Source organism: Vibrio ichthyoenteri ATCC 700023, assembly GCF_000222605.1.
Taxonomy (GTDB): domain Bacteria; phylum Pseudomonadota; class Gammaproteobacteria; order Enterobacterales; family Vibrionaceae; genus Vibrio; species Vibrio ichthyoenteri.
The window spans coordinates 1-443 of the sequence record NZ_AFWF01000285.1 but is presented as its reverse complement, the minus strand read 5'-3'; the positions used below and the strand labels follow the sequence as shown (position 1 = coordinate 443).

At 32.1% G+C, this 443-nt stretch carries 1 pseudogene; it reads left to right on the top strand.

Annotated elements, in window-relative coordinates:
- Positions 1-443: pseudogene (locus tag RH85_RS19055) on the top strand (hypothetical protein); the annotation flags it as partial.

Sequence of the window (443 nt, the reverse complement as noted above, 5' to 3'; positions counted from 1 at the left end):
ATTAAATCACGATAAGATTAATAATGGTTTTTCTTGTAAAGTTTTTAATGTAAAGCAATCAAATGAAAATAAATATCACAAAGAAAGAATTAGCCCACAAAGAAAACAACTCCCATTAGAGATCTTTTCCAAAAATGAAAAACTATTAGAAAAGCATATGAATCATCATCAAATTGGATTGAATAGTGCTTTTATGGGAATCGAAAGAGCTTTGAATTGTGAATTATTTACTGCCGAATCACTCAAAATTGATTTTAGAGGACTCGCAACAAATAATGGTTCATTAAGAGCAATGGCTACTGGTTTACAGGGATTAGTACAGTTCGGGGATTGCAAAACACAAAGACTTGCAGAAGAATTACTAAATAAACAAATTCAATCTATTCCATTTTCTCAGTTCGGGACTTATTCAGGAGTAGCAGCAGAACGTATAGCAACCGCAT